The organism is Gelidibacter sp. F63206 (assembly GCF_023015735.1).
In genome coordinates, this window is sequence record NZ_JALKAU010000052.1 from 1 (window position 1) to 25,936 (window position 25,936).

General features: G+C 36.6%; 26 protein-coding genes. 9 read left to right on the forward strand and 17 right to left on the reverse strand.

The window, feature by feature from the left end; all coding sequences use genetic code 11:
• Window positions 1-100 precede the first annotated feature (100 nt).
• The 8 genes from MWU32_RS02135 to MWU32_RS02170 all read right to left on the reverse strand — a co-directional run bounded on the left by MWU32_RS02135 (window position 101) and on the right by MWU32_RS02170 (window position 9,211).
• Entirely contained in the window at window positions 101-1,480 is a 1,380-nt protein-coding gene (locus MWU32_RS02135; RefSeq protein WP_246937357.1) for a M20/M25/M40 family metallo-hydrolase, read from the reverse strand.
• Between the two features lie 286 nt (window positions 1,481-1,766).
• Window positions 1,767-2,399 carry a hypothetical protein gene (locus MWU32_RS02140; RefSeq protein WP_246937359.1) on the reverse strand — a complete coding sequence of 211 codons (633 nt, stop codon included), beginning with the start codon at window positions 2,397-2,399 and terminating at the stop codon, window positions 1,767-1,769.
• A 71-nt stretch (window positions 2,400-2,470) separates the two neighbouring features.
• Window positions 2,471-3,349: a PPK2 family polyphosphate kinase gene (locus MWU32_RS02145; protein ID WP_246937361.1), complete on the reverse strand. Its 879-nt coding sequence runs from the start codon at window positions 3,347-3,349 to the stop codon at window positions 2,471-2,473.
• Window positions 3,350-3,410: 61 nt separating this feature from the next.
• Window positions 3,411-4,574 (reverse strand): sigma-54-dependent transcriptional regulator, encoded by a 1,164-nt coding sequence (locus tag MWU32_RS02150; RefSeq protein WP_246937364.1) that lies wholly within the window; start codon window positions 4,572-4,574, stop codon window positions 3,411-3,413.
• Between the two features lie 436 nt (window positions 4,575-5,010).
• A complete protein-coding gene (locus MWU32_RS02155; RefSeq protein WP_246937366.1) occupies window positions 5,011-6,324 on the reverse strand; it encodes an ABC transporter permease in 1,314 nt (437 codons plus the stop codon).
• Between the two features lie 2 nt (window positions 6,325-6,326).
• Window positions 6,327-7,253, reverse strand: a complete 927-nt coding sequence (locus MWU32_RS02160) for an ABC transporter ATP-binding protein (protein ID WP_246937368.1) — start codon at window positions 7,251-7,253, stop codon at window positions 6,327-6,329.
• A gap of 258 nt (window positions 7,254-7,511) precedes the next feature.
• A complete protein-coding gene (gene dnaJ, locus MWU32_RS02165; RefSeq protein ID WP_246937370.1) occupies window positions 7,512-8,618 on the reverse strand; it encodes a molecular chaperone DnaJ in 1,107 nt (368 codons plus the stop codon).
• A gap of 44 nt (window positions 8,619-8,662) precedes the next feature.
• A complete protein-coding gene (locus MWU32_RS02170; protein ID WP_246937372.1) occupies window positions 8,663-9,211 on the reverse strand; it encodes a nucleotide exchange factor GrpE in 549 nt (182 codons plus the stop codon).
• Between the two features lie 124 nt (window positions 9,212-9,335).
• Between MWU32_RS02170 and MWU32_RS02175 the strand changes: the two genes are divergently transcribed.
• Window positions 9,336-9,896: a hypothetical protein gene (locus MWU32_RS02175; protein ID WP_246937374.1), complete on the forward strand. Its 561-nt coding sequence runs from the start codon at window positions 9,336-9,338 to the stop codon at window positions 9,894-9,896.
• Between the two features lie 91 nt (window positions 9,897-9,987).
• On the opposite strand, the gene MWU32_RS02180 is transcribed toward MWU32_RS02175, so the two are convergent.
• From MWU32_RS02180 to MWU32_RS02190, 3 genes are all read right to left on the reverse strand, one after another.
• Entirely contained in the window at window positions 9,988-10,896 is a 909-nt protein-coding gene (locus tag MWU32_RS02180) for a TIGR01777 family oxidoreductase (protein WP_246937376.1), read from the reverse strand.
• 240 nt (window positions 10,897-11,136) lie between these two features.
• Complete coding sequence (mnmD, locus tag MWU32_RS02185; protein WP_246937378.1) at window positions 11,137-11,832, reverse strand: tRNA (5-methylaminomethyl-2-thiouridine)(34)-methyltransferase MnmD; 696 nt, start codon at window positions 11,830-11,832, stop codon at window positions 11,137-11,139.
• A gap of 3 nt (window positions 11,833-11,835) precedes the next feature.
• On the reverse strand, window positions 11,836-12,342 hold the full coding sequence (locus MWU32_RS02190; protein WP_246937380.1) for a DUF4920 domain-containing protein: 507 nt from the start codon (window positions 12,340-12,342) through the stop codon (window positions 11,836-11,838).
• A gap of 115 nt (window positions 12,343-12,457) precedes the next feature.
• Between MWU32_RS02190 and MWU32_RS02195 the strand changes: the two genes are divergently transcribed.
• Window positions 12,458-13,525, forward strand: coding sequence for a branched-chain amino acid aminotransferase (locus MWU32_RS02195; RefSeq protein WP_246937382.1), 1,068 nt, complete (start codon window positions 12,458-12,460; stop codon window positions 13,523-13,525).
• An 82-nt stretch (window positions 13,526-13,607) separates the two neighbouring features.
• Here the strand turns inward: MWU32_RS02195 and MWU32_RS02200 are convergent, their stop codons facing one another.
• Window positions 13,608-13,994, reverse strand: coding sequence for a nucleoside triphosphate pyrophosphohydrolase family protein (locus MWU32_RS02200; protein ID WP_246937384.1), 387 nt, complete (start codon window positions 13,992-13,994; stop codon window positions 13,608-13,610).
• Between the two features lie 520 nt (window positions 13,995-14,514).
• Between MWU32_RS02200 and MWU32_RS02210 the strand changes: the two genes are divergently transcribed.
• Window positions 14,515-16,044: a T9SS type A sorting domain-containing protein gene (locus tag MWU32_RS02210; protein ID WP_246937387.1), complete on the forward strand. Its 1,530-nt coding sequence runs from the start codon at window positions 14,515-14,517 to the stop codon at window positions 16,042-16,044.
• A gap of 367 nt (window positions 16,045-16,411) precedes the next feature.
• On the opposite strand, the gene MWU32_RS02215 is transcribed toward MWU32_RS02210, so the two are convergent.
• Complete coding sequence (locus MWU32_RS02215) at window positions 16,412-18,463, reverse strand: dipeptidyl peptidase 3 (RefSeq protein ID WP_246937389.1); 2,052 nt, start codon at window positions 18,461-18,463, stop codon at window positions 16,412-16,414.
• Window positions 18,464-18,558: 95 nt separating this feature from the next.
• Between MWU32_RS02215 and MWU32_RS02220 the strand changes: the two genes are divergently transcribed.
• Window positions 18,559-19,515 carry a GyrI-like domain-containing protein gene (locus MWU32_RS02220; protein WP_246937391.1) on the forward strand — a complete coding sequence of 319 codons (957 nt, stop codon included), beginning with the start codon at window positions 18,559-18,561 and terminating at the stop codon, window positions 19,513-19,515.
• Entirely contained in the window at window positions 19,512-19,880 is a 369-nt protein-coding gene (gene crcB / locus MWU32_RS02225) for a fluoride efflux transporter CrcB (protein WP_246937393.1), read from the forward strand. The genes MWU32_RS02220 and crcB overlap by 4 nt, the downstream gene beginning before the upstream one ends.
• 133 nt (window positions 19,881-20,013) lie before the next feature.
• Here crcB and MWU32_RS02230 read toward each other — a convergent pair whose 3' ends face one another.
• Window positions 20,014-20,616, reverse strand: a complete 603-nt coding sequence (locus MWU32_RS02230) for a DUF1684 domain-containing protein (protein WP_246937396.1) — start codon at window positions 20,614-20,616, stop codon at window positions 20,014-20,016.
• Window positions 20,617-20,906: 290 nt separating this feature from the next.
• Between MWU32_RS02230 and MWU32_RS02235 the strand changes: the two genes are divergently transcribed.
• From MWU32_RS02235 to MWU32_RS02245, 3 genes are read left to right on the forward strand one after another with little or no spacing between them, the layout of a single operon-like run.
• Window positions 20,907-22,136: an MFS transporter gene (locus tag MWU32_RS02235; protein WP_246937398.1), complete on the forward strand. Its 1,230-nt coding sequence runs from the start codon at window positions 20,907-20,909 to the stop codon at window positions 22,134-22,136.
• A gap of 3 nt (window positions 22,137-22,139) precedes the next feature.
• On the forward strand, window positions 22,140-23,120 hold the full coding sequence (locus tag MWU32_RS02240) for a YpdA family putative bacillithiol disulfide reductase (protein ID WP_246937400.1): 981 nt from the start codon (window positions 22,140-22,142) through the stop codon (window positions 23,118-23,120).
• Window positions 23,121-23,123: 3 nt separating this feature from the next.
• Window positions 23,124-23,633 (forward strand): hypothetical protein, encoded by a 510-nt coding sequence (locus tag MWU32_RS02245; RefSeq protein WP_246937402.1) that lies wholly within the window; start codon window positions 23,124-23,126, stop codon window positions 23,631-23,633.
• A 44-nt stretch (window positions 23,634-23,677) separates the two neighbouring features.
• Here the strand turns inward: MWU32_RS02245 and MWU32_RS02250 are convergent, their stop codons facing one another.
• Window positions 23,678-24,121, reverse strand: a complete 444-nt coding sequence (locus MWU32_RS02250) for an Lrp/AsnC family transcriptional regulator (protein WP_246937404.1) — start codon at window positions 24,119-24,121, stop codon at window positions 23,678-23,680.
• 117 nt (window positions 24,122-24,238) lie between these two features.
• Between MWU32_RS02250 and MWU32_RS02255 the strand changes: the two genes are divergently transcribed.
• Entirely contained in the window at window positions 24,239-24,634 is a 396-nt protein-coding gene (locus tag MWU32_RS02255) for a hypothetical protein (RefSeq protein WP_246937406.1), read from the forward strand.
• Window positions 24,635-24,723: 89 nt separating this feature from the next.
• Here the strand turns inward: MWU32_RS02255 and MWU32_RS02260 are convergent, their stop codons facing one another.
• Together MWU32_RS02260 and MWU32_RS05450 are read right to left on the reverse strand one after the other, a co-directional pair.
• Window positions 24,724-25,263, reverse strand: coding sequence for a sigma-70 family RNA polymerase sigma factor (locus tag MWU32_RS02260; RefSeq protein ID WP_246937407.1), 540 nt, complete (start codon window positions 25,261-25,263; stop codon window positions 24,724-24,726).
• A gap of 329 nt (window positions 25,264-25,592) precedes the next feature.
• Window positions 25,593-25,745: a hypothetical protein gene (locus tag MWU32_RS05450; RefSeq protein WP_246937409.1), complete on the reverse strand. Its 153-nt coding sequence runs from the start codon at window positions 25,743-25,745 to the stop codon at window positions 25,593-25,595.
• Window positions 25,746-25,936 lie beyond the last annotated feature (191 nt).

Sequence of the window (25,936 nt, forward strand, 5' to 3'; positions counted from 1 at the left end):
TTTAGATTAACAAATTGAATTTCAACACTTTAATTTACTAAAAATCTATCTTTTTTTATACAAAAAAATCAAATATTATCAATCGAACTCAGGTTCTTAGTTATTTAGTACCTGTGCCATAGGTATCAAATAAATATACCAAGGATGCCATGGTCGCAGCCCCCAATTCCAATTCTCTTTTGTTGACTGCCGAAAACACATCAGTGGCAGCATGATGGTAATCAAAATAACGCTGGGAATCCGGTTTTAATCCCGCTAAAACAATGTTATCAGATTTTAGCGGACCAATATCAGCGCCACTGCCACCCTTTTCAAAATAATGGATCAAATAGGGTTTGAATAGATCTTGCCAACCCAAGACTTTATCAAAAACAGCATCATTGCAATCAAATGAAAACCCTCTTGGTGTAAAACCTCCCGAATCACTTTCTAAGGCAAAAATATGGTTTTCATTTTTGGACCTTGCTATCTCAGCATATTTTTTACCGCCTCTCAATCCGTTTTCTTCGTTCATAAATAGAACGACCCGAATACTACGTTTTGGCTTAATGCCACTCTCCTTCAACAATCGCAGAACATCCATTGATTGCACCACTCCCGCACCATCGTCGTGAGAACCATCACCCAAATCCCATGAGTCCAAATGTCCACCCACAACAATATATTCATCAGGAAATTCTGATCCCGTAATTTGGCCAATCACATTATAGGACTGCACATCGGCCATCTGTTTGCAATTTTGTTTAAAAAAAAACGTAATCGTTGGGTCTAATGCCAACATCGTACTTAATAACTCTGCGTGATTGGTGCTAATTGCAGCCGATGGAATCCGTTGGGAAACGGGCAAATTCCCATAAGTCATGCTGCCGGTATGCGGAAAGTCATCCAATCTCAAGTTTAAGGAACGAACAATAACGCCAACAGCACCCAACTTTCCAGCCTCCATAGCGCCTGCATAACGCTGGTCGGCGCATCCGCCATAGGCCTCAAAGGTATCAATCAAATCAGCCTGCATGGCACGGTTGAAGAACACAATCTTTCCTTTCACTTTATCTGGACTTAAGGCCTTTAACTCTTCTATGCCCTGAACTTCAACCACGTGTGCACGTACGCCTCCATCCGGTGTCTCGACAGAACCACCCAAGGCGCAAATATTGACATGGGTTGTCATTCCGGGCAAGGTTTCGATATAGGCAAATTCAGGCAATCCCCTAATCCATTTAGGCACCATGACCGGTTGTAGCCACACTTTGTCCAAACCTAGTTTTTCCAATTCTTCTTTGGTATACTCTACGGCTCGCTCTGCACCTAGTGATCCCGAAAGTCGAGGACCAATTTTATTGGACAAATGGTCCAACCATTCATAACTCTTTCCATTGGTCAAAGAATTGGTGTAAATTTTTCTTATGTTTTCGGCATCAGTTTGAGCGGATATATTTATGGATAATAGGAATCCTACTATAAAGAAAAGTCGTTTCATCGGAAATATATGATTGATTTGAAGAAATAAATATACTGATTTATAATAGATATTTTGTAGATATGCTTATCCGAAGAAGGAGATTGGTAATAATACCTACAAGGTCTTGTAAACCTTGTAGGACAGTTTTGATAACGTTTATGTGTAAGGGTAGCTTCGGTGGCAAATACCTAAAATATAAACACTAACCGAGCCTTTAGAAAATCCGCGAGGATTTTTGTAAATAGGCGATAATCAGGCATTAATTATAGGACACAGAGTTGACTATAGACTTTTCAATTAGGTTTTAATGTTTAAATTTTCTTTTTTTATTGTGATCAATTACACTTTTAATTAGCACGGCAACCAATAGAAATGATGGAATATACCAAGATATAATGTTTCTATTCATTAATAGCACAGTGGTAATTAGCAGACTCCATAGAATTATATTTGTTATTTTTTCACTTTTCTGTCTTTTATCAAATGTTAGCTTTTCTTTTATTGCTTGGTCAATATTGGTGTTTTCCTCTTCTATAAACATTGGAATTTCTTCCATAAGCATTTCTCGGTCATACCAAACTTCGAAATCCTCCAAGACCACTTTAGAGTTGCACAAATCTATTAATGCAACTGAAATAATTGAGATACAAGCACCAGCAATAGAGTCAGCTCCCCAAATAAATGAAAATGCAGAATCAAAATTATCCAAGTCTTTGTTTAAAGAAGGCATTTCACTAATTACTTCCTCTTTCTTTATAAAATAAATTTCAAAAAATGTGTCTTGGCCGTCTAATTCACAATCTCCACCAAACTCGTCAAAAAGATTAAAGTTTTCATTAAACCTAAAATTATAACCTAATGTTTTAATTTGAGTTTCAATTTCTAGTTTTGTCGGTATTCTTGCTTTATCAATAAAAGCTGTCATTGTCATTGACATAATTCTCGGTTGTTTTTAGCTTACAGCCAACTTGCAGCTAGGTCATTAAAACTTTAATTTAAAAACAGAAGCTACTCTTTTTTCAGCTGTCTTTTATACATGTCAATATTGGCCTTTATGGCGTCGTCCAATTCAGGTTCCTTAATATCTGTATAGGTTTTTAAAGTATCATACAAAACCCTAGCAACCAAATACCTCGATGTTCTTTTGTCATCACAAGGAATAACGTACCAAGGGGCATGCGGTTTTGACGTTTTATTGAGAAGATCTTCATAGCAGGTCATATAGTCATCCCAAAGTTCACGCTCTTTCAAATCGCCCGGAGAGAATTTCCAGTTTTTATCTTCACGATTCAAACGTCTCAACAATCGATGCTTTTGTTCATTTTTTGAAAGGTTCAGAAAGAATTTAAATATTATGGTGCCATTCTCCGCAATGTGTTTCTCAAAATTATTGATGTCTTCAAAGCGTCTTTCCCAGAAGGCATCGTCAATATCCTCAACCGTATCAATTCCTGGAATGTTTTCATTTAAAATATAAGATGGATGGACTTTGGTCACTAAGACGTTTTCATAATGGGTCCGATTGAAAATGCCAAACTTGCCCCGTTCAGGAAGTGCGACATAATGCCGCCATAAATAATCGTGCTTTAATTCCAAACTTGTTGGTGTCTTAAAACTATGGACAACCACTCCTCGCGAGTTAAAATCTTTAAAAACTTCACGAATCAAGCTATCTTTTCCTGCCGTATCCATCCCTTGTAAACAGACCAAAACAGCATATTTACCATGGGCGTACATGGTATCTTGAATTTTACCTAAACCTTTTCGGACCTCCTTCAGATGATCCTTTATTTCACTCTTAGATGCTTCAAGGTCGAATTCGGTTTTAAAATCCTCAATTTTTATGGAATTTGAAACTTTGAAGTCCTCAATATTGATGTTTTTCATAATAAAAGTCACATTTTAGTCCATATACTTATTTTATACCGACGTTTTAAATCTTAATATTTTATTTAGAAGCAAACAACTTTACATCACTTTCACTCACTTCCTTTTCTCCAAGGATAATCAAGCGCTCCACCACGTTGCGCAACTCTCTAATATTTCCTGTCCAATCGTATTCTTGTAATTGCTTGATAGCTTTTGTAGAAAATGATTTTGGTGCCGTTCCATTTTCTTCGGCTATTTTATTTGCAAAATGTTCTATCAATAGGGGAATGTCTTCTCTTCTGTCATTCAATGGCGGTACCTGAATTAAAATGACTGCAAGCCTATGGTATAAATCCTCTCTAAATCGGCCTTCCTGAATCTCCTTATTTAAATTTTTATTGGTTGCCGCAATGACCCGAACATCCACTTTAATATCCTTGTCACTTCCTACCCGCTGCACTTTGCTTTCTTGCAATGCTCTTAGGACCTTCGCCTGGGCAGAAAGACTCATATCTCCAATTTCGTCAAGAAAAATGGTTCCGCCATTGGCAGCTTCAAACCTTCCGGCCCTATCTCTTACAGCACTTGTAAAAGCACCTTTAACGTGTCCAAAAAGTTCACTTTCTATCAATTCAGAAGGAATTGCCGCGCAATTGACTTCAATGAGTGGCCCGGTGGAACGATCGCTCTTTTCATGGAGCCAATGTGCCACTAATTCTTTTCCCGTACCGTTTGGTCCGGTAATCAGGACTCTGGCATCCGTCGCCGCCACCTTTTCAATCATGTCCTTTATGTGGGAAATGGCTTTGCTTTCGCCGATCATTTCAAAATTTTTGCTCACTTTTTTCTTGAGCATTTTATTTTCTACCACCAATTCCTTCCGATCTAATGCGATTCTGACCGTGTTGAGCAATCTGTTTAAATCAGGAGGTTTCGAGATATAATCAAATGCGCCTAAACGCATGGTATTGACTGCGGTATCTATATCACCATGTCCGGAGATCATGACAATAGTGGTTTCTGGCTTTATTTTATTGACGGCTTCCAAAACCTCAACACCATCCATTTTTGGCATTTTGATATCACAAAGCACCAAGTCGTAATCCTCTTTTTTTATTTTTTCCAATCCAATCAAGCCATCCGCAGCTTCGTCTACTTGATAGGCCTCATTTTCTTCAGAAAGAATTTTCACTAAAACCCTTCTGATACTTGCTTCGTCTTCTATGACTAATATTTTTGCCATTCTATATTTTTAAATTTTATTCTTGTTCTAAAATAAAAACTATTATTAGAAACCGAAATAAAAATCTGATTTCTATTTTTTTCCCAATCTTTTTTAATAAGAAATACCTAAGGTGTCATAGCCTTATGCAAAAGACGTCCCGTAACTATTGTCTTTAAATTTAAACACAAAATTAAATTTTGGTGATCTCATTAAGAGAGTCTGTATGGAATGTAAATCTAAGCAAATACTTTAGTCTATGACATGTGTTCTGTGTGCAAGCAAAATACAAAAATTCTACTCATATCAATTTTTAAATCGAAGTGAGATGCCAAACGCCTACTAACTTTAAAAATTTTTTATCTCCTATTTACTGAAGCATATACAGTTAGCCAATTAGCACTTACGTTTATTTTTTTAGGTAGCACCCCGCATTACAGAGTTTTAGCTAATAACATCAATACTTCAACCATTTAAACAGTTCTTTATAAGTAGGCTTTTTACCGTACATTAAAATACCTACCCTATAAATTTTGGCCGCAAACCACACTGTAAACACAAAAGTAAACACCAATATGGCAAAAGATAAAAGTTGCTCCCATATTGGAACACCAAAAGGGATTCTCATCAACATAACCACCGGTGATGTTAATGGAATAAAGGAGAATATTGTTGAAACAGTTCCGTGAGGGTCTTCTATGACCGTGAACACACCAACATAAACAGCCAAAACAAGTGGCATAATAATAGGCATCATAAATTGTTGGGTATCTGTTTCATTATCAACAGCTGCACCAATGGCGGCATAGAAAGAACTGTACAAAAGATATCCACCAATAAAGAAAAACAAAAACGCCACACATAAATTGAGGATTGGCAGATTGACAAATCCGGCAATTAAATCTTGGGCAATATTTTGAGCGTCGGAAGACGCCATCGCCTGATTGATCATTTGTTGCTGTGGGGATTGGATTTGCATCAAGTCGATGCCGAAAATTGCAGAAACCAAAAATAACAACACGCCTCCGAGAATAATCCAAATTAGGAATTGAGTGATTCCAGCCAATGAGGTCCCTATTATTTTACCCATCATCAATTGAATTGGCTTAACTGAAGATATAATTACCTCAATAATTCGGCTTGTTTTTTCTTCAATCACGCTACGCATGATCATATTGCCATAAATGATAATAAACATAAATAACAAATATCCCGCCGCACCTCCAAAGGCGAGTTTCAAATAACTGTCAATTTTAGACGTTTTTTCACCTTCAAAAGTTTCCTGAGCAATATTTATCGTGGTTTTGGAAGCTCTTATCTGTTCAATATCCACTCCGTCGTTTTGTAATTTAATGTCAGACAAACGCTTTTCAATTCTTCGTTCCAAATTGGAAATCATGGATACAGATGGAGATTCATCCGAATAGAAATTTACGGATTTGACGAGATTAATAGTATCTGAACCCTTTTTTATATACAGTAATCCAAAATCCTCCTTAGCTTTAACCAACTCTTTGGCCGTATCATACCCAGTATCACTTAAAATCGTATAAGTAGTATTCTCAGTGTTTTCAAAAGCCTCTGCAATTACCCCAGTTTCATCCAAGATTGTAATAGAACGTTTTTTATCATTATTGATTTGTGACAGATATGCCACAACTGCAACAAGGGCAATCATAATGATAGGGCTCAAAAATGTCATGACAACAAAAGACCGATTGCGCACTTTATTCAAATACTCTCTTTTGATGATGAGCGGTAAATGGTTCATTTTCAATTATTTTTTACAGTTTGAATAAAAATGTCATTGGCACTAGGGATGACTTCCACAAAATGATGTATTTCTGCTTTTGAAGTTAAAAAGCTCAACAAATCATTGGAAGATGTTTCTTCAGGTAGTTTGATATTCAATTTGATATCATCATTCAAATTTTTGAAAGTCGCCGGAAACACTTCAAATTTCTCATTGATAATTCGCGTCACCTCTTCCGGATTGGAGGACTGCATACCAACCTCAAAGGTATTGGTCTTAAACTGGCGTTTTACATCAGTCAATTTCCCATCCAAAACTTTATTGGATTTATGAATTAGCGCAATATGGTCGCACATTTCCTCTACAGATTCCATTCGATGGGTCGAAAATATAACCGTTGCACCTTCATCCCTCAGCTGTAAAATCTCATCTTTAATGAGTGAGGCATTGATAGGATCAAACCCCGAGAATGGTTCATCAAAAATCAGGAGTTTAGGTTTGTGAATTACCGTGACAATAAACTGAATTTTTTGGGCTTGTCCTTTACTAAGCTCTTGGATTTTTTTGTTCCACCAATCGCCAATATCCAATTTGTCAAACCAATATTTCAGACGTTCTCTTGCTACTTGCTTTGACAAGCCTTTTAACTGCGCCAAATAGAGTACTTGTTCGCCAACTTTCATGGATTTATATAGACCGCGCTCTTCTGGCAAATAACCAATATCACGTATATTCATTGGTTTTAATGGTTGTCCATCCAAAAGCACCTGGCCAGAATCTGGCATGGTAATCTGATTGATAATTCGAATGAGCGTCGTCTTACCTGCACCATTTGGGCCTAAAAGCCCAAAGATACTTCCTTTTGGAACTGCAATGGATACTTCATTTAGCGCTTTAAAATTTCCAAAATTTTTGGAAACTGAATTTGCAACTAATAAGTTGTTCATAGAAATAACGTTTGTATGGCATGGATTAAAGATGCGTAAATATATTAAATGTTAGAGTTTAGTTCAGATTATATATTTTTATTTTATCTTAAAACCATTAATTTCTTAGGAATTTAAAAAGCAATATGCCCTTAAAAACAAAACCCACCCTTAATAAATAAATCAAGGATGGGAAAAAATTGCTATGAAAAAGAAAAATATCACTAAAATGAATTAGTGATATTCAAATATAGTAATTTTTATCATATTACCACTTGGTTATGAAAACATATCTTTAACTTTCTCAAAGAATGATTTATCCGAACTTTCTGGTTTAGGCTGAAAGTGTTCGTCATCTCTCATGCTTTCAAAGAACTCCCGTTGTTCTTTATTCAGGGTTTTTGGAGTCCAAACATTAATGTGCACCAATAGGTCACCTTTTCCATAACCATTGATACTTGGAATTCCTTTACCTCTCAATCGTAAAATCTTTCCGGACTGGACACCCGATTCTATCTTGATACGTACTTTACCTGTTACCGTATCAATTTCTTGACTGGTACCTAATACAGCATCTGGTAAACTCACATATAAATCAAAATGCAAATTATCGCCGTCACGCTTCAAAGTACTGTGCTCTTCTTCTTGAATGGCCACTAAAAGATCACCCGAAATTCCTTTTCCAGGGGCGTCATTACCTTTTCCAGACACTTTTAATTGCATGCCATCAACCACACCCGCCGGAATTTTGACGGATACGGTTTCTTCTTTAATAATCAAGCCCTGAGCATCCGCATCAGAAGGTTTTTTATCGATCATTTCTCCCGCACCTCCACAGGTCGGACATGGCGAAGATGTCTGCATTCGACCCAAGATGGTATTGGTAATTCGCATAACTTGCCCCGATCCATTACAGGTTGAACAGGTTTTATAGGTTGTACCTGGCGCCTGAACCTTGCGTTTTACCTTAAGTTTTTTCTCAACGCCATTGGCAATTTCTTCCAAGGTCAAGGTAATTCTAATTCTCAGATTACTACCCTTAACGCGTCTTTGTTGTCCACCAAAACCGCCTCCAAAACCAGAGAAACCACCGCCAAAAATATCTCCAAATTGGCTAAATATGTCATCCATATTCATGCCGCCGCCATTGAAACCGCCTCCACCTTGGAATGCCTGATGACCAAATTGGTCATAACGCGCTTTCTTTTCCGGATTGCTCAATACTTCATAAGCCTCTGCGGCTTTCTTGAACATTTCCTCGGCCTCCTTATCGTCAGGGTTTTTATCTGGGTGATATTTTAGCGCCTTCTTGCGATATGCTTTTTTAATGTCATTCGCTGACGCATTCTTATCAATTTTTAATATGTCGTAATAATCTTCCTTCATTGTATGTTAATTCTAATCAATTCCTAAAACCTTACTCCGCCTATTTAAAATCCTGTAATTACTTTAGGAAAACGAATCACTTTATCACCTAACTTATAGCCCTTTTCAATGACATCAACAATCTTGCCTTTTAAATCTTCTGAAGGTGCTGGAATTTGAGTAACGGCATCATGTTCATCGGCATTAAAAACCTCACCAACTTCAACAACAATATCTTCAAGTCCTTTGCTATTTAGGGTGCTTCTAAATTTATTGCGAATAAGCTCAACGCCTTTCAAGAGCTCATTATCCTCTTTTTCTATTTTAGAAATTTCATGAATCGCTCTGTCAAAATCGTCCAAAACCGGCAAAAGTGACTGAATTACATCCTGCCCTGCAGTTTTGAACAATTCTATTCGTTCTTTTGTTGTCCGTTTTTTGTAGTTTTCAAATTCTGCAAATAGTCTTAAAAACTTATCTTTTTCTTTGCCCAATTCCTCTTTCAATTGGTCCTCAACACTAACTTCTTCAGCGTTAACATCTTCATTTACAGCGTTATTAACAGCTTCTTCAACATTGATATCAATGTCTTCATTTTTATCTTTTTTGCTCATATTTTTGAACTTCAATTTTATCTTCATTTTGAATTGGCAAAAGTACTGCCAATATTGAAAAAATGTCAAAATGTCACAATATACTTTTCATGACTTGTCAACTAAAAAATATTATTTTTTATAAATGCTGACATTTCCACAAAAAATCGATGTGTTCTTAGATGCTTATATCATTTATACAATCATGGTTATCTCACATTTCACCCTAAAATATAAGGTAATGGTTTATAGTGTCTTTGGACTTTCTATCCTGTTGTCCCTACTCCTATTTTTTTTATCGTCGCCAGATAGTATACATCCAGAACTATGGAATGATCCCCAATCTATTCTAACTTCTTTATTTGCAGCCGCTATTTTATTATTTGGATGCTTTCCTCTTTTAAAAATGGAAACCATACGGATTGAATCCGAGCGAATTATCTTTCAGAAATATGTGTTCACCTCCAACATTAAAGAAATGCCATTTAAGTATTATGATTACTACAACATCATTTATGAAGAATCTGAAAATGGAGAATATGAAGCTGTATGGTTAATTAAGAATGGAAAATTGGCTAAGTCATTTTCTTCTTACGAATATTTCAATTTTAAGGACTTGAAAGAGGCGTTAAATATAGAGAATAAAGGACCGTTGGACCTATCTCCAATCAAGCAACTACGGTGTAAGTTAGGAGCAAAAATTTAAAGATTGGAGGCATTTATGATTCGTCTGACTCTTCATAACGATTAAAGAATTAGGTAAGATCTTTAAAATCGAACCCAAAATCTCATAATGGCTATATCAAAATAGCTTCCAACGCAGGATGTACATTGGAATACGTAAAGTCAAAACCAGAATCTTCAATTTTCTTCGAACTTACCCGCTGACTTTCGTAAAGTACAATATGCATTTCTCCCAGCACAAGTTTCATGAAAAACTTCGGAATGTTCGGCAGAATGAGGGGTTTATTGAGTGTTTTCGCAATTGCCCTAGTCAGTTCATTATTGGTAATAGGATTTGGAGCGACACCGTTGTAAACTCCTTCCAATTCATTCTGAATAATATGAACGAAAATTCGTGATAAATCATAAACATGAATCCATGACTGCCATTGTTCTCCTGACCCAAAAGCTGATCCTAATCCAAATTTTATAGGTTTTACCATTTGAGGCAAAGCGCCTTCATTGGCGTCCAGCACCAAACCAATCCTAACTTTTGATACCAACAATCCCAAGGTTGAAAACTCATCTACGGCGTTTTCCCATTCCGAAACTACTTCACCCAGAAATGATGGCGATTTTTTAATGCAGGATTCGTCATAATATTTGGTAAGAGAGTCTGGATAAAAACCAATGGCACTTGCAGAAAGAATATGTTTGACGTGATGGTTTTCAATTTTTGAAAGCGCACTTTTCAAACACTGTAGCGATTGCACTCTACTTTCAACAATCACTTTTTTATATTTTTTAGTCCATCGTTTAGCGAGGCCCGCACCAGCTAAATTAATAATGGCGTCCACATCCTTAAAACAGTTGCTGTCAATTATATTTTCTTTGGGATCCCAATAAAACCCCTCATAATTATCCTGAGTTTTAATTTTTTCTTTGGAAGTTGTCAAATAATGCACCGATATATTCTGCTCATGACATCGTTTCACTATTTCCTTACCTATTAAACCTGTAGCTCCTGTAATTAGTACCTTCATCTATTTCTTGTGCTTTTTATAAAGTTAACCAATGAAAAACTGATTGTTTATCACTTTAACACAAGGTTTAACAGAATTAACAAATAATCGATCTTTTTAACGTTTAGAACTAGACGCTTCCCTCCGAAAGAAGACATTAGCATATATCTTAATCCCTTACTCGAAGTCTTTTGTAAATAGGCGAATTTAGCCTCAAACTCGCTGAATGTTAAGAGCCTTTTCTATCTCTTAACAATTGAATTAGGTCGAATGTTTCGTTGCTCGAAGCATTTCCCTTTTTCCGGGTGGACCGGGTAGTTTTTCAACACTGAAACCAACGGATTGCATGGCTCGACGCACGCTCCCCTTAGCAGCATAGGTTACTAATACTCCGCCTGATTTTAAAGCATCAAACATGATTTTAAAAATAGATATGGTCCAAAGTTCAGGTTGAACTCGCGCCCCAAAAGCATCAAAGTAGATCAAATCGAATCGATCTTTATCTGTGATATCACTGAATAATTTCTGTTGTTTGTGAAGTGTAAAGTAAGATATTAGACGTTTGTCTATTTCCCACGGGATTTTATGCATCTTTTCAAAAAGTGCTGTTTTCTCTAGAACACGAAGCGTTTCTGGATAATTTAAAGCGGCCATCTCATTAGACGAAATCGGAAATGCTTCTACCCCTCTATAATATATGTCAATTTGATGCTCATCGGCCTGCAACAAGGTTAAAAACGCATTCAGACCTGTGCCAAAACCTATTTCTAAAATTGAAATCTCCTGACTTTCATCATTTGAAGAATTTAACCGATCAAAACAAAAAAGCAAACCATGCTTAATATACACGTGGTTTGCTTCTTGTATGGCCCCATGAACGGAATGGTACTGTTCATTCCACTCTTCTATTTGGATGGTCTTGGAACCATCGGCCGTTGTTATAATTTTGCGTTGCAAGAGTTATATACCTTTCAACAATACACCGTCTGCCTCAAACGAAAATGTTGTTTTAGGCTCAGTGATTGCTGCAATTTCCTCGGCAGATTTACCTGCATCTTCTGCATAATGTTGCAATTCGTCAACCGGAACTTCATTGACATACGCCTTCCCATTGATCACAACTTCTCTTCCAGCGATATCTTTTGGCATGAAAAATCCGTAATCCTTGAATTTCACCATGATCTGGTCACCATTTTCGAGATTTACTTTCATCCAACAGCCCTTAGACTGACACACCTCATCTACTTTCCCAATCATTTTGGCGTTTATGGTATCTCCAACACTCATCGATTTATAGGCTTCTGCCATATCAGATGTTGATTTTGCGGCATCGGCAGTAATCTCTTCACCAATTGACGTATAGGCCATAACTTCCTTTTCTACTTCCTGAGTTTCTACCTTTTTATCTTCAGTTTTACAGGCCATCACGGTTAAGGCAATTCCAAAAACGATAAGAATTTTTTTCATATTTTATTTACTTTATGAGAAATTTATAGAGACAAATATAAGTTTTTTTTAAAACAAATATTTGATTTTTTATACTGCAAGAAATGACTAAATTTGCAGCATCAAAAAATATATGATGATAAAACACACTTCACACGAAATCGATATCGTAAAATCAGATACTACCAAGATTGATGCTGTTGATTTTGACAACCTAACATTTGGTAGAACTTTTACTGATCACATGTTTATCTGTGACTATGAAAATGGTGAATGGCAAACGCCAAAAATAATTCCTTATCAACCTATGACCATGGATCCGTCGGCACGGGTATTCCATTATGGTCAGGCCGTTTTTGAAGGTATGAAAGCCTATAAGGATGATGATGGCAAAGTATGGCTTTTCAGACCTATCGATAACTTTAACCGTATCAACAAATCGGCGACAAGATTGGCAATGCCTGAATTCCCACAAGAATACTTCATGAATGGCCTCACCACCTTATTGAAAATGGATAGCGCTTGGGTAAAGCCAGGAAAAGGAAACTCACTTTATATTAGACCCTTTATAATTGCTACCGATCCAGCAATCTCAGCCTCTCCTTCAAATAATTACCGATTTATGATTATTTGTGCTCCGGCAAAAGCTTATTATACTGGTAAAATTCGGGTGTTGATTGCAGAAGAGTACAGTAGATCAGCCAATGGAGGTGTAGGTTTTGCTAAGGCAGCGGGCAATTATGCAGCTCAGTTTTATCCGACAAGTCTTGCTCAAAAGAAAGGGTTTCAACAAGTGATTTGGACGGATGCCGATACCCACGAAAGATTGGAGGAAGCTGGGACCATGAACGTGTTTTTTAGAATAAATGACACCTTGATCACCGCGCCCCTAAGCGATCGTATTTTGGATGGAGTTACCAGAAGAAGCATCATTCAACTTGCAGAAGACAACGGTATTGAAGTCCAAGTCAGACCTATAACGGTGACTGAAATCAAGGAGGCATCTAAAAATGGTTCGTTAAAAGAGATTTTTGGTGCAGGAACTGCTGTAGTAATCAGTCCTATCTCAGCATTTGAACATGCAGATGAGCTTTTTGAATTACCAACCATCGAAAACTCCTACGCGGACACTTTAAAAGATAAGATGCTTAACATCCAGCACAATATGGATGAAGATAAGCACGGTTGGAGATACCAAGTTTAAATTCCAACAACAATTTTATAAACTCCAAATTCCCATGTCTTAAATCATAGGAATTTGGAGTTTTTTATTTGGTGTTTTTAGTTTAAGAATCAAGTATTTTCTCAATATTTGGCTGAAAATAATTTGGGCCTTTTAAGACTTTCCCGTCATCGCGATAAATAGGTTTACCATCGGCACCTAACTTACTCATATTGCTTCTTTGGATTTCGTCAAAAATTTCTTCAATTTTATGCTGAAAACCGTGTTCTATGATAGTTCCGCATAAAATGTAGAGCATATCGCCTAGGGCATCACCTACTTCCACGAGGTCATTGGCATTTGCAGCTTCGAGATATTCTTCATTTTCTTCTCTCATCAATTTGTAACGAAGCATATTTTTCTCCGTTCCCAAATCGGCCTTTGGACTTTCTCTATGACCAATTTTAAATGCCGTATGAAATGCTTTTACTGCATCCAGTTTTCTTTTCATATCAAAAAATATTTATAATGTCGTATGTTTTAAGAGCTGAACAATTCAAAATGGCCATAAACCGATCAAATGAAGCCTGATATACATGACAACTTGCCTTTTTCACGAAAAGCTTGTTCAGATTGTAAAATGGTTTGATTAATTTTGCATAAAAATAGCGATATGTTAACTAATGGTCAATTGATTTTCGGGATTTTATTTGCAATTGCTTTTGCTATAATCTTGATTTATACTTATCGTAAAGATTTAAAACTTCACAGAAAGTACTATAAAGGCAGCATCTGGATCCTTATTGCCTTTATTGCTTTTATTTTAATGATTTTGGCGGTTAAGTATATGTTTACTTAATATTAAACGACCAAAACATTATTTCATCAGAAAAATATTCTGGAAATCTTCAAGAGTTGCACTTTTATAACAATTTCGGGTAACGTAGAAACCCTAAAATATCTTCATTATTCAATGAATCCAATCTGCCATACAGAATCGGAAATGTTTCCATTTTAAAAGTTAGTTTTTTATGATGACATTTCAATTGTTCTCCGATGTTATCCTACAAACCAAAAGATTCGATAAGATGAGAACTAAATTACACCATCAAAAACCCCTGTTATTTGCCCTTTTATACTTAAGTGTTTTTTTATTTTATTCAGGTACTTTAGCACAAACTTGGAATCAGTTGGGTGCTGATTTTACTGGCTCGACAAATGCTGAATTCGCAAAATCAGTCAGTATTAGCGCCGACGGAAATACAGTAGCTTTTGGTCAACCAACTGGTGGTCCAAGCATTGGCAATCGGGTGCTTATATACACGCTTAATGGTTCAAATTGGGCTCAAAAAGGCAGTACCATAATATCTTCGACAAGGGGTGGTGAATCTGTAAGCTTAAGTGCAGATGGAAATATAGTGTGTATTGGCGCCAATCAGTCAGGGAGCAATGGTTCCAACTCAGGTTTAGCGCAAGTATATCAATATATTGGTTCTAATTGGCAACAGATGGGATCTAATATTTTAGGAGAAAACATTGGAGACTTTTTTGGATATAAAGTTAAGATTTCGTCTGATGGAAATACTTTTGCAGCCTCCTCCCCATTTGCTGATTTTAATGGAGTATCTGATGCTGGTCGTGTTCGTATTTATACCTACAACGGTACCAATTGGATCCTCAAAGGCAATGCAATAAATCCTCCGGCTAATAGAAGTTTGGGCAGAACCCTCGACATGGATGCCTCTGGTAATACATTAATCATTTCTGGTGCCAACTTAACAAGTAGTGGTGCAGGTGTTATATCAGTATATGCTTTTAACGGCACAGATTGGGTGCAAAAAGGTCAAGAGATTTTAGGTGTAGCAAATGAGGGTATAGGAAGAGAAGTAGCCATCAGTGCAGACGGAAATATTATCGCCTATAGTGCCCTAAACACCTCAAAAACCGGACAGGTTAAGGTATTCACATATAATGGTGCACAGTGGACACAATTAGGTAGCGATATGGATGGAGAGAATAGTAATGATTCTTTTGGAAGCAGTTTAAGTATGAGTGCAAATGGCACCATTCTCGCAATTGGAGCCAACGGTGTAAACGTGCAAGGCGGATTACAAGCAGGAACTGTTACCGTTAATCAATTTAACGGAGTCGATTGGATACAAGTTGGTCAAGTGGTTACGGGTAGTGCTAATTTTGATTTGTTAGGTTCTGCATTGTCATTGTCATCAGATGGGAACACTTATGTGGTTGCACAAGCACCCAGAAAAGCAACAGCGTTTGTTTATCGCATCAGTCAACCCCTATCACTCGATGACAGGAAATTCTCTAAAATAACCCTATTTCCTAATCCGACTAATGGAAGTTTTAGCTTAAGCTTAGGGCATCAAGTAGAGACTTTAAACCTTAATATATTCAACATGCTTGGGCAAGTTGTATTATCGAGATCCTATACTTCAGTTGAGCGTGTTGAAAATCTTAGTGTTAAAGATCCAGGCTTATATTTTATAAAAATAAGCAACAGCAATGGCGGTTCACAAACATTGAGATTACTTGTCAACTGATCAAATATTTAATAAAAAAAATGATGACATCTTTTATTTTTTAAGATGTATTAAAAACAATACTATTATGACTGTAATCATTTCGATCATCACGCTTATCGTTTTCAATCTTTTATTATTGAAATTTAGCGTCAATAAAAAAACGGGAAACTAAATTAAAGTTCCCCGTTTTCTATTAAATGTGCTTTGAAACAAAAACGAACTAAATCGACCCAACGGTATGAGGTATCAGATTAGAAATACGTTTTTAACTTCAACGCAGAGCGTCTATTAATAAGGCCAAAGATTCCGCTAAAAAGCGGGATTAAATCAACTATCAATACTTAATGCATTGCTTCGCAATTTTTAAAAGTTGAGTTTCACTGATTTAATTCTCTTCTTTCAAAAAACTATGAGTTTTGCTGTAGTCCAGCATTTGGCTTGGAAAAGACTCTGGCTGTGTGACTTTTATTGCGGTAATCTCCCCGTTATCATCTTTTTCTGCGACCAAAACAGGATTTACAAATCCGCTATAAGGTGCATCAGGAAATTGCGCATTTCTTTCTAAAATCTCTTTATGCAATTCTTGATCTACCTTAACCCCGTAGGTTTCTACCAAATTTTCAACCGCCTCGAAATCACCTTCAGACTTGATACGTTGGGTTTCGCGAAGTAACTGCCCAAAAAGTTCATGTAATTTATCGTAATCATTGATATTGTAATACGTTTTACCGTCACGTGTGATTTTATCGATGACATTGTCTTCTTTGCCTTTGTCAAAAACCCATGCACTCACCCACTGTCTATTTCTCATATGGGCCTGTTCAACATTATCGCCCAAATTCAATCGGATCAATTGGGTCATTAATCCGTTGCGGATATAGCGATCATAAGCAGCCATCCCCACTTTTTTCCAATCATCCACCAAACCAAGTTCTTGTAGTTTCGGACTGTATAAATAATAAAGCCCCACCAAGTCAGCACGTCCTTCCTCTAAAGTGGAGGCATAGTTTTTAAGTGTTTCTTTGGTTTCGCCTACACCAGGATTCAATTGTCCTGACGCATGACCCACCACTTCATGTAATGCTGTGTGCAACTTACTTGCAACCTGTCCGTATTCTTGCTCTAACTTCAATTCTTCGTCGTCGTAGACAAACTCTTTTAATCTTCCTGCGCTGCCTGCATTATTATAAGCTTCGATAATATTTCCAAGAGAAACCGATTTACTTCCAACTGCTGCTCTAATCCAATTGGCATTTGGTAAATTCACTCCAATTGGTGTGCTCGGCGAAGCATCTCCAGCTTCCCCTGCCACATTCACAACCTTATAAGTAACACCTACCACATTTTTCTTTTTATGAGCATCCATTAAAGGAGAATTATCTTCAAACCATTGTGCGTTATCTGACAAAACTTTCATTTTTTGTGACATGTCAAAATCATTGATCTGCACAATACTCTCATAAGAACCTCTATAGCCTATAGGATCATTATAAACTTCAATAAAACCATTGATATAATCCACATTTCCTTCAGTGGCAGCAGTCCATGCCACATTGTAGTCATCCCAAGTTTGTAGGTCACCAGTTTTATAATATTGGATAAGAAGTCCTAAGGCATCTCCTTGGGCTTGGTTTTCAGCGACACCCTTAGCTAACTCCAACCATTTCACAATTTCGTCAATAGCTGAACCGTATAAGCCTCCCGATTTATAAACCAATTCCTTTAATTCACCGTTTTCCTTTACCAATTTGGAATTCAGTCCAAAAGACAAGGGTTTGTCAGGATTGGGCGACTTTTTATTCTTGTAGAATTGCACCACATCGGCCGTAGTGACATCTGTTCCATAGAAATTAACAGCTGATTGTGCCACATTATCTGCTCCTTTAGCTTGATTGATTTTCTTTGAATCTTGATCATTAAAAATCACATCAAAAGATTCGCCTTCCAACTGCGTATTGGTAGCCGTCAATAAAGATTTCAAATAGTCTTGGGAAAATTCTGCTTTTAATTTATCATTGGAATAATGGTGATGGATACCATTGCTAAACCAAACACGTTTTAAATAGGTCTCAAACGCTTTCCAATCTTCAGAAGATTTATCGCCGTCATAAGTGCTATAGACGGATTCCAAAGCTCTCCTGATTTTAAGGTTATGACGGTAATTTTGATCCCACATGATGTCACGACCTGCCAATCCTGCTTGGGTTAAATAGTAGACTAGTTTTTGCTCTTTTAAGGTCAAATTATCCCATCCCGGTATTTGGTACCGAAGAATCTTTACGTCAGCAAACTGCTCGACAGTATAGTCAAAAGACGCGTCAGCTTTTTGGGCTTCAACCGTGGTGGCATTCGGATCAGTACTTGTTTTGGGTTCATTTTTACAAGCAATAGTTAAACTCATTGCCAATGCAATCCAGAAAATTGATTTTAAGTTCATTAATAATTTAATTTTTAATTGTTGTGTTACAAATGTAATATTTATTAAGATACTATAAAATTGTCTATCTTTGATAAACTCTACAAAATCACCCAATGAAATTTCTAAAATACCTATTATTTCTACTTTTAATTGCTTTTATCGGAATGGCTATCTACGTCGCAGTTCAACCCAATGATTTTGAAGTAACGGAAAGCACCACTATTAATGCACCTAAAGCGGTAGTTTTTGATATCGTTTCAGATACCACTGATATGGATTGGTCTTCATTTTGGAAAAGCTCGGAAACAATTCAGAAAACTATAGCCACCCCTAACGACTCCATTCTCCAGACGTTTACAAGTCAGCGAATAAAAAGATCAGAATTAAAATGGCATTTCATGTCCAATGATGATGGTTCAACTAACGTCACAAGAACTCTTGATGCAGATAATTTAGCGTTTATGACCAAAGCAAAATTCGCATTGTTTGGTGATAATGAAGAGGAAGTTTCAGAGCAATTTAAAGCAGACTTGGAAAGTATCGATAAAAAGGTAGCAAAAAGCATGGCTACGTATTCCATTAATATTGACGGCATAACGGAATATGGCGGCGGTTTTTATTTGTACAAAACAATTTCTTCTACCGGAAGCAATAAGAATACAGCCATGAGAGCCCAATTTGATGATATAGATACCTTTATGACTACCCATAACATCACGGCCAATGGCATGCCATTCACCATTTATATTGAAATGAATTTGGAGAATGGGAATGTGATTATGAGCAATGCCATCCCCGTAAGCGAAAGAGTCATCATTGCAGAAGACAGCAATGTGCTTAGTGGCTTTATGGAACGTACCAAAGCTATTAAAGTGACCTTAAAAGGCAATTATACCAATCTAAACGAAGCATGGACCATTGCCAACAATTATTTAAAAGATCAGAATTTGGAAGCTTCAGATATGAGTCCGTTTGAGGTCTATAAAAATGATCCTGCCAAACTTCCTAATCCTGCCCATTGGGTAACTGAAATCTATATACCTATTAAAGAAACCATTGAAGTCTTGTGAAACAACTCTTATTAGTTTTTTTGGGAGGTGGACTTGGAAGCGCCTTGAGATTTATTATCGCGAAATTCCTCAACAGTCCTGAAACCGGTATTCCGTACGGCACATTCGTGGCCAACATTTTAGGAAGTTTCCTGATTGGCATTATTTTAGGATTGGCCCTAAAGAACAATGCGCTATCCCAAAACCAAATCTTGTTTCTGGCCACGGGCTTTTGTGGGGGCTTTACAACCTTCTCTACCTTTGCTTATGAGAATCATGTCTTTTTAAAATCGGGTGATTTTATGAGTTTTGCTATTTATACCATAGCGAGTTTCGTGATTGGGTTTTTAGCTGTTTTTTTCGGAATGTATTTGGTGAAAAGTTGATTGGAGTTGGTTCGGACAGCTGCACGAAGTTTCATTTCCCTCAGATCGCGCTGATTTTGCAGAAATTGTTACAGATAAAAACTAAAGCAATTACCCTACTGAATACTTCCGACTTCCGATTGCTGCTTGAAAACTATTTCAAAAACGCCATAACACCCGCTCTAACCTCGGCATCTACATAATTTTCCCGTGGTACGATCGGGCATGAATACTTTTCGTCGTAGGCACAATAAGGATTATAGGCTGTATTAAAATCGATGGTCATGACGTCACCTTCTGGAATGCTCAAATCGATATAGCGTCCGCCACCATAAGTTTCATCACCATTGGTGTCATCTAAAAACGGTAAAAACAAGTAGTCCTCAAAACCTTCTTCGTTCATTAAGTCCTGATCTTGATAAACATTTAATGTAAACGATTCACCTTTTAAATCAAAGGTAACCTCACCGTATTTTAAGTATGTCGGGAGTCTATCCGTTGTGGTTTTCATTTTGAACGGTTTTTCATCAACTGATTTTGTAAAAGTTGCCTCTACCACATACAGAGAATCAAATTTAAAAAAATCCAGCCCTGTGAACGCTCTTCTATCTTTCTGTTTTAAGGGCGACTTTGAGGCATCTTTAAATTCTGAATTAAGATTTCTCTGAAACTCTGTCTCGCCTTGAATTGGTTGTTTGTCTTGAGCACAACTCCATAAAAGAATGAATGTCAACAAAAATAAATATAGTGTTTTCATAAAAAAATAATTGATTTACAAACATACAATTTTAACTAATTTTCCATAGCTTTGAGCAACAATTAACACTAAAATCATGTATCACAGTATCATTTCCGACAATCAAATTAGGACCTCTACCTTCATTGATTGGACTTGTGTTGTCATATGAATTTGATATATTTTTCAGTGAGTAAGCAAGTCCGGTCTAAATGTCGGATTTTTTGTTTTTTACCATTACAATAGTTTTCCCAATGACGCTTTCTTGAATTCGATCTGATGGCCTAATGTTTCAGTTAATAGCCTTTTGTATGAAAGTTTTCAATTCCTTTAATTCTACCTTAGGACGAACTTATCTCAATACGTTTAGGGGCCTATCTAAAGAAGTCTGGTGGCTGTCCCTAATTACCCTTATCAACAGAGCAGGCACAATGGTCATACCGTTTTTGTCACTTTATCTTACCACCGATTTGAATTTCTCTTTGGATGATGTGGCATGGATCATGAGCGCCTTTGGTTTTGGCTCTTTAGTAGGTTCTTGGTTTGGCGGAAAACTTACAGATAAAATCGGCTACTATAAAGTAATGTATATCAGCCTTGTTCTTAGTGGCCTACTATTTATTGGGATGCAATACTTAGAAACATTAGCATTAGTATCTATCGGGATTTTCATCCTGATGGCTGTAGCCGACATGTTTAGACCTGCCATGTTTGTAGCGTTAAATGCATACAGTAAACCAGAAAACAAGACCAGAAGCATCACTTTGATCAGGCTGGCCATCAATCTAGGCTTTTCCGTCGGTCCAGCCATTGGCGGTTTGATCATTACCACAATGGACTATAGTAGTCTTTTTTGGATAGATGGCATTAGCTGTATGATTGCCGGAGTCGTATTATTGAATGTATTGCATCCTAAGAAGTCAAAAACATTGGATAATGAGATCAATTTAAATCCTAAATCTGCATACACAGATAAATTCTTTATTATTTTTCTTTTGACCATGGTCATTTTTGGCATTGTTTTCTTGCAGCTAATTTCGACGATTCCCTTTTTCTACAAGGAAGGGATTGGTCTCTCAGAATTTGAGATCGGTCTTTTAATGGCTTTGAATGGCATTCTCATATTTACCTTTGAAATGCCCTTAATTTACTGGTTAGAAAACAAAAGACATACAAAAATAGGATTGTTGGCCTTCGGATTAGGTTTAACATGTTTAAGTTTTTTATTTTTGATCATGGATCCGTGGCTTGGGTTTGTTGTCATAGGAATGGTTTTACTGACCTTTGGAGAAATGATTGTTTTTCCCTTTTCAAATTCTTTCGCTCTGTTCCGGGCAAAACGCGGACTTAAAGGAGAATATATGGCACTTTACAGCATTGCTTTCTCTATTTCCCATATTTTTGCACATAATCTAGGCTTTCATTTAATTGATGCCTATGGATTTCTTAAAACTTGGAGTTTTATGATTATTTTGGGCCTGTTTGGATTAGGCCTCCTAATCTATTTAAAAGGCCAAATGAAATTCCAAAACAACTATTAAACCATGACAACAACATATAAAGTATTAATTATTGGTGCAGGCCCTATTGGCATTGCTTGCGCATTGGAATGCAAAAAGAAAAATTGGAACTATGTGGTTATAGAAAAAGGTGCATTGACCAACTCATTGTTCAATTATCCAAAAAACATGACCTTCTTTTCGACTTCTGAAAAGCTCGAAATTGATGAGATCCCATTTATCAGCAACAACCCGAAACCAAATAGAGATGAAGCCCTCGAATATTATAGACGTGTGGCGACCTCAAACGAATTGAATATTCATTTATACGAGGAGGTTTTAACAATTAAGAAATCAAAAGATGATTTTGAAGTCTCAACTTCCAAAACACAATATCTTGCCGACAAAGTAATTATCGCTTCTGGTTTTTACGATATTCCGACACTATTGGATGTGCCTGGGGAAGATTTGCCAAAAGTCACCCATTATTATAATGAAGCGCATCCATATGCCATGCAAGATGTAGTTGTGGTTGGTGCCAGCAATTCATCTGTTGATGCCGCCCTCGAGATTTGGCGAAAAGGTGGAAATGTAACCATGGTCATCAGAGGTTCGGAAATAGGCGAACGTGTGAAGTATTGGGTAAAGCCAGATATCATCAATCGAATTAAGGAAGGAAGCATTAAGGCCTATTTTAATTCGGAAGTCGTTAAGATTGAAGAAACAGAAATAACCATTAATACACCAAATGGCGAGATGACTTTGGCCAATGATTTTGTTGTGGCCCTTACAGGGTATCGCCCTAACTTTGAGTTCTTAATAAATGCAGGAATTAAACTCTCCGATGACAATGCCCGCTTACCTCATTATGATCCCGACACTATGGAAACCAATATTTCTGGACTATATTTAGCCGGCGTTATTTGTGGTGGTATGGAAACCCATAAGTGGTTTATCGAAAACTCAAGGATTCATGCCAAAATAATCACCGAACATATTGAAGCATTAAGTACTAAAAACGAATAAGTTATGGAACAATGGGAAAATCTGCCTATATTTCAAAAGGCACGTGAAATCATGGATCTTGTTGGCTCTATCATAGATTCCGTTGAAAAGACCGATATAGAATTTGAAGATCCGATTGAGGCCGAGATGATGCAACACAATCTCAAATACATGGGCATGAATGCTTCTATCATACCTGCTAAAATCGCAGGTGCCTCGTCTGAAGATATGCTTTATGACATCAGGATGGAAAATGCCGCCATTATCAGAAAGGCTGCAATGGAGCTGATTACGGATGCAAGGGGCTTACAAATGCATGGCTATCCGGATACTGAGTATCTCGATATCTTACGAAATGAAGTGGATGAATTTAGGGTATTGTTTGCAGAATGGGTCAAAACCTTCGATTGTTGGAACTATACCATTGATCGTTGGGGTCTCTTTAATCCGCCGGGAGTCAATTATGATGATGTTGATCCTGACGATGATATACCTTTTAATTTCGATGATTTTGATGGGTTTGACGACATTTGACCAAGAGCCTCGAGACATGATAACACTATTATAAATAACAGTTGCTACTTTATAGGTCGTACCTCATTGTATTTCACCACATGCGATAACACGATCTGCGTTTTGGTTTCTCCATAAACAATCAGCTGGTCAATAAAACTTTCTAGATGCTTTTGATTTTTTAGAACCACTTCCATAACAATATTTTCGTTTCCAGTTATTCTGTAGCAATTCAAAACCTCGTCATAAGTTTTTACTTTTTCAAGAAAGGGTTTCAGCATGCCCATAAAAGCTCTTAAGGTTATTATTGCCTTTAGCTGATAACCAGCCTCAAAAGGAGAAACAAAGGCATGATACCCTTGAATAATTCCAGCATCTTCCATCTTTTTAATACGTTCAGAAACTGCTGGAGAACTGATTCCAATTTGTCTACCTATTTCAGCATTCGACTGTCGCGCATTATGCTGTAAACTCTTTAAGATCTTCCAATTAAGGCCGTCAATACTCATATTAAAGAAAATTAACTAAAATACTTTAATTATTAAAGCAAATATAACCTTTTACTTTAAAACCAATTATATTTCCAATGAATTTGTCACTAAATTTGATAAAAATGCTATATTAACATGTCGAACCCAATTCCATCCTACCTACCTGAAATGCCGCTTTACAAAAAAGCGATAGAAATTATTATTCTTTCTCGAAGTATTTCTACGTATTTAAGTCAAGACTTAAATTACTTAAAACCAGATGGTTCTGAAGACACAGATATTTATTTTTCTGGTGATATTGTTCAGCAGTCCACTTCATTGGCTCCCGAAATTGTCAATGCAGAGATGGAGCGCCATTCCGATAAAAAATACAAGCATATTGCTTCTTTGGAACGACTGACCAATCTGCTTTATAAAAACTGCAAACGCCTAGAAAAAAGTCATAGTAACGGTAGAGACTACCTTCCTATTCTGAGAAGAGAGTTAAGAAAGTTTAGAAGATTGCAACACACTTGGATGTTGACTTTGTAAAACATTAAATTCAGAATAAATTCCATAATTCGGGGACTATTATCAAACCGGCATATTCCAATATGGAAGATGGAAAACACTAAAGCTGCTTAGTTGCAGACTTTGCAGTCTTCCTTTTCTTGTAACTCCCCAACCAAATAACCATCGTCATTGATCTTAAAATCACAGCATTTCACAAAACCTTGTGCAATGAGTTTTCTTGCGCGCTGAATCTGCGATTTTATAGTTGGCAGAGGTAAATCCAATCTCTCTGAAATTTGAGCTTGTTTCAAACCTTGGATATCAGCCAAAATTAAGGGGTTTCTATATTTTTTAGGTAACGCCTTAATGATGCCTCGCAAACAGTCTTCTTTAGTATGGTCAGAATGGGTATGCTCTTCAACAATGTCCTTTTCTTCTATTGAATAGCTGAGATTGTTTTGCCTAAAATAATCCATCACCGTATAACGGGCAATAGAGAACACCCAGGCTTTAATTTTATTTTCGTTATTTAAAGTATCCAATTTTACATGGACTTTTATAAAGGTTTCCTGTAGTAAATCATCAGTAACAACCTCATCTTTCACTTTACTGAAAATAAAGTGCCTAATGTCTTGTGCATATAAATCCCAAACTGTTTTCGTTTTCATATTAGACCATTAAAAAAAGAGTCCTACTTAGTGTAAAATTACTAAAACAGACTCTTTTAATTAACATTTTAAATTAAGCTTAACAGTTGCAATTTTTACAGGAACAGTTTTCGCACGTACATGCAGCACAATTTCCTTTTTGACAACTGTCACAGTCGCAGAAACATTCTTTATTATTCATGGTTTATAATTTTAAGGTTCATCTAATAGACGTGAAAAGATGGATAAAGATGCATTTTATTGAAACTTTTTTTGAAACTTAAATCAATAAATGGCCAAAACCCATTTTTAAACTGGTTATCCGAAAACAACCACACAATTAGTGTATTTTAGACATTAGAATAAGAACTATTCTGATGCCATTTTTCAGGATATGCATCAATATAATTTGAAATGTTTTTATAAGATTTCTGTTGTCTAATAATATGGTCATAAATTGATCTTTTCCAAGCGAAATCTTCAAAACCTGAAAGACGAATCATTCTTAATGAGGTTGTTTTAAAAGCTCGAATTAAACTTGATAGTGATTTTATCTTAATCAAAAATATCCCAAACAGCCAAATCATGAAATTAATGACAACATATCGACCATTAATCGCCATTGAAATTGAAAATCAATCTATTATGCAGCTCCCAGCTTACGGACAGCTCGCGGACGGATACCACCTACGGA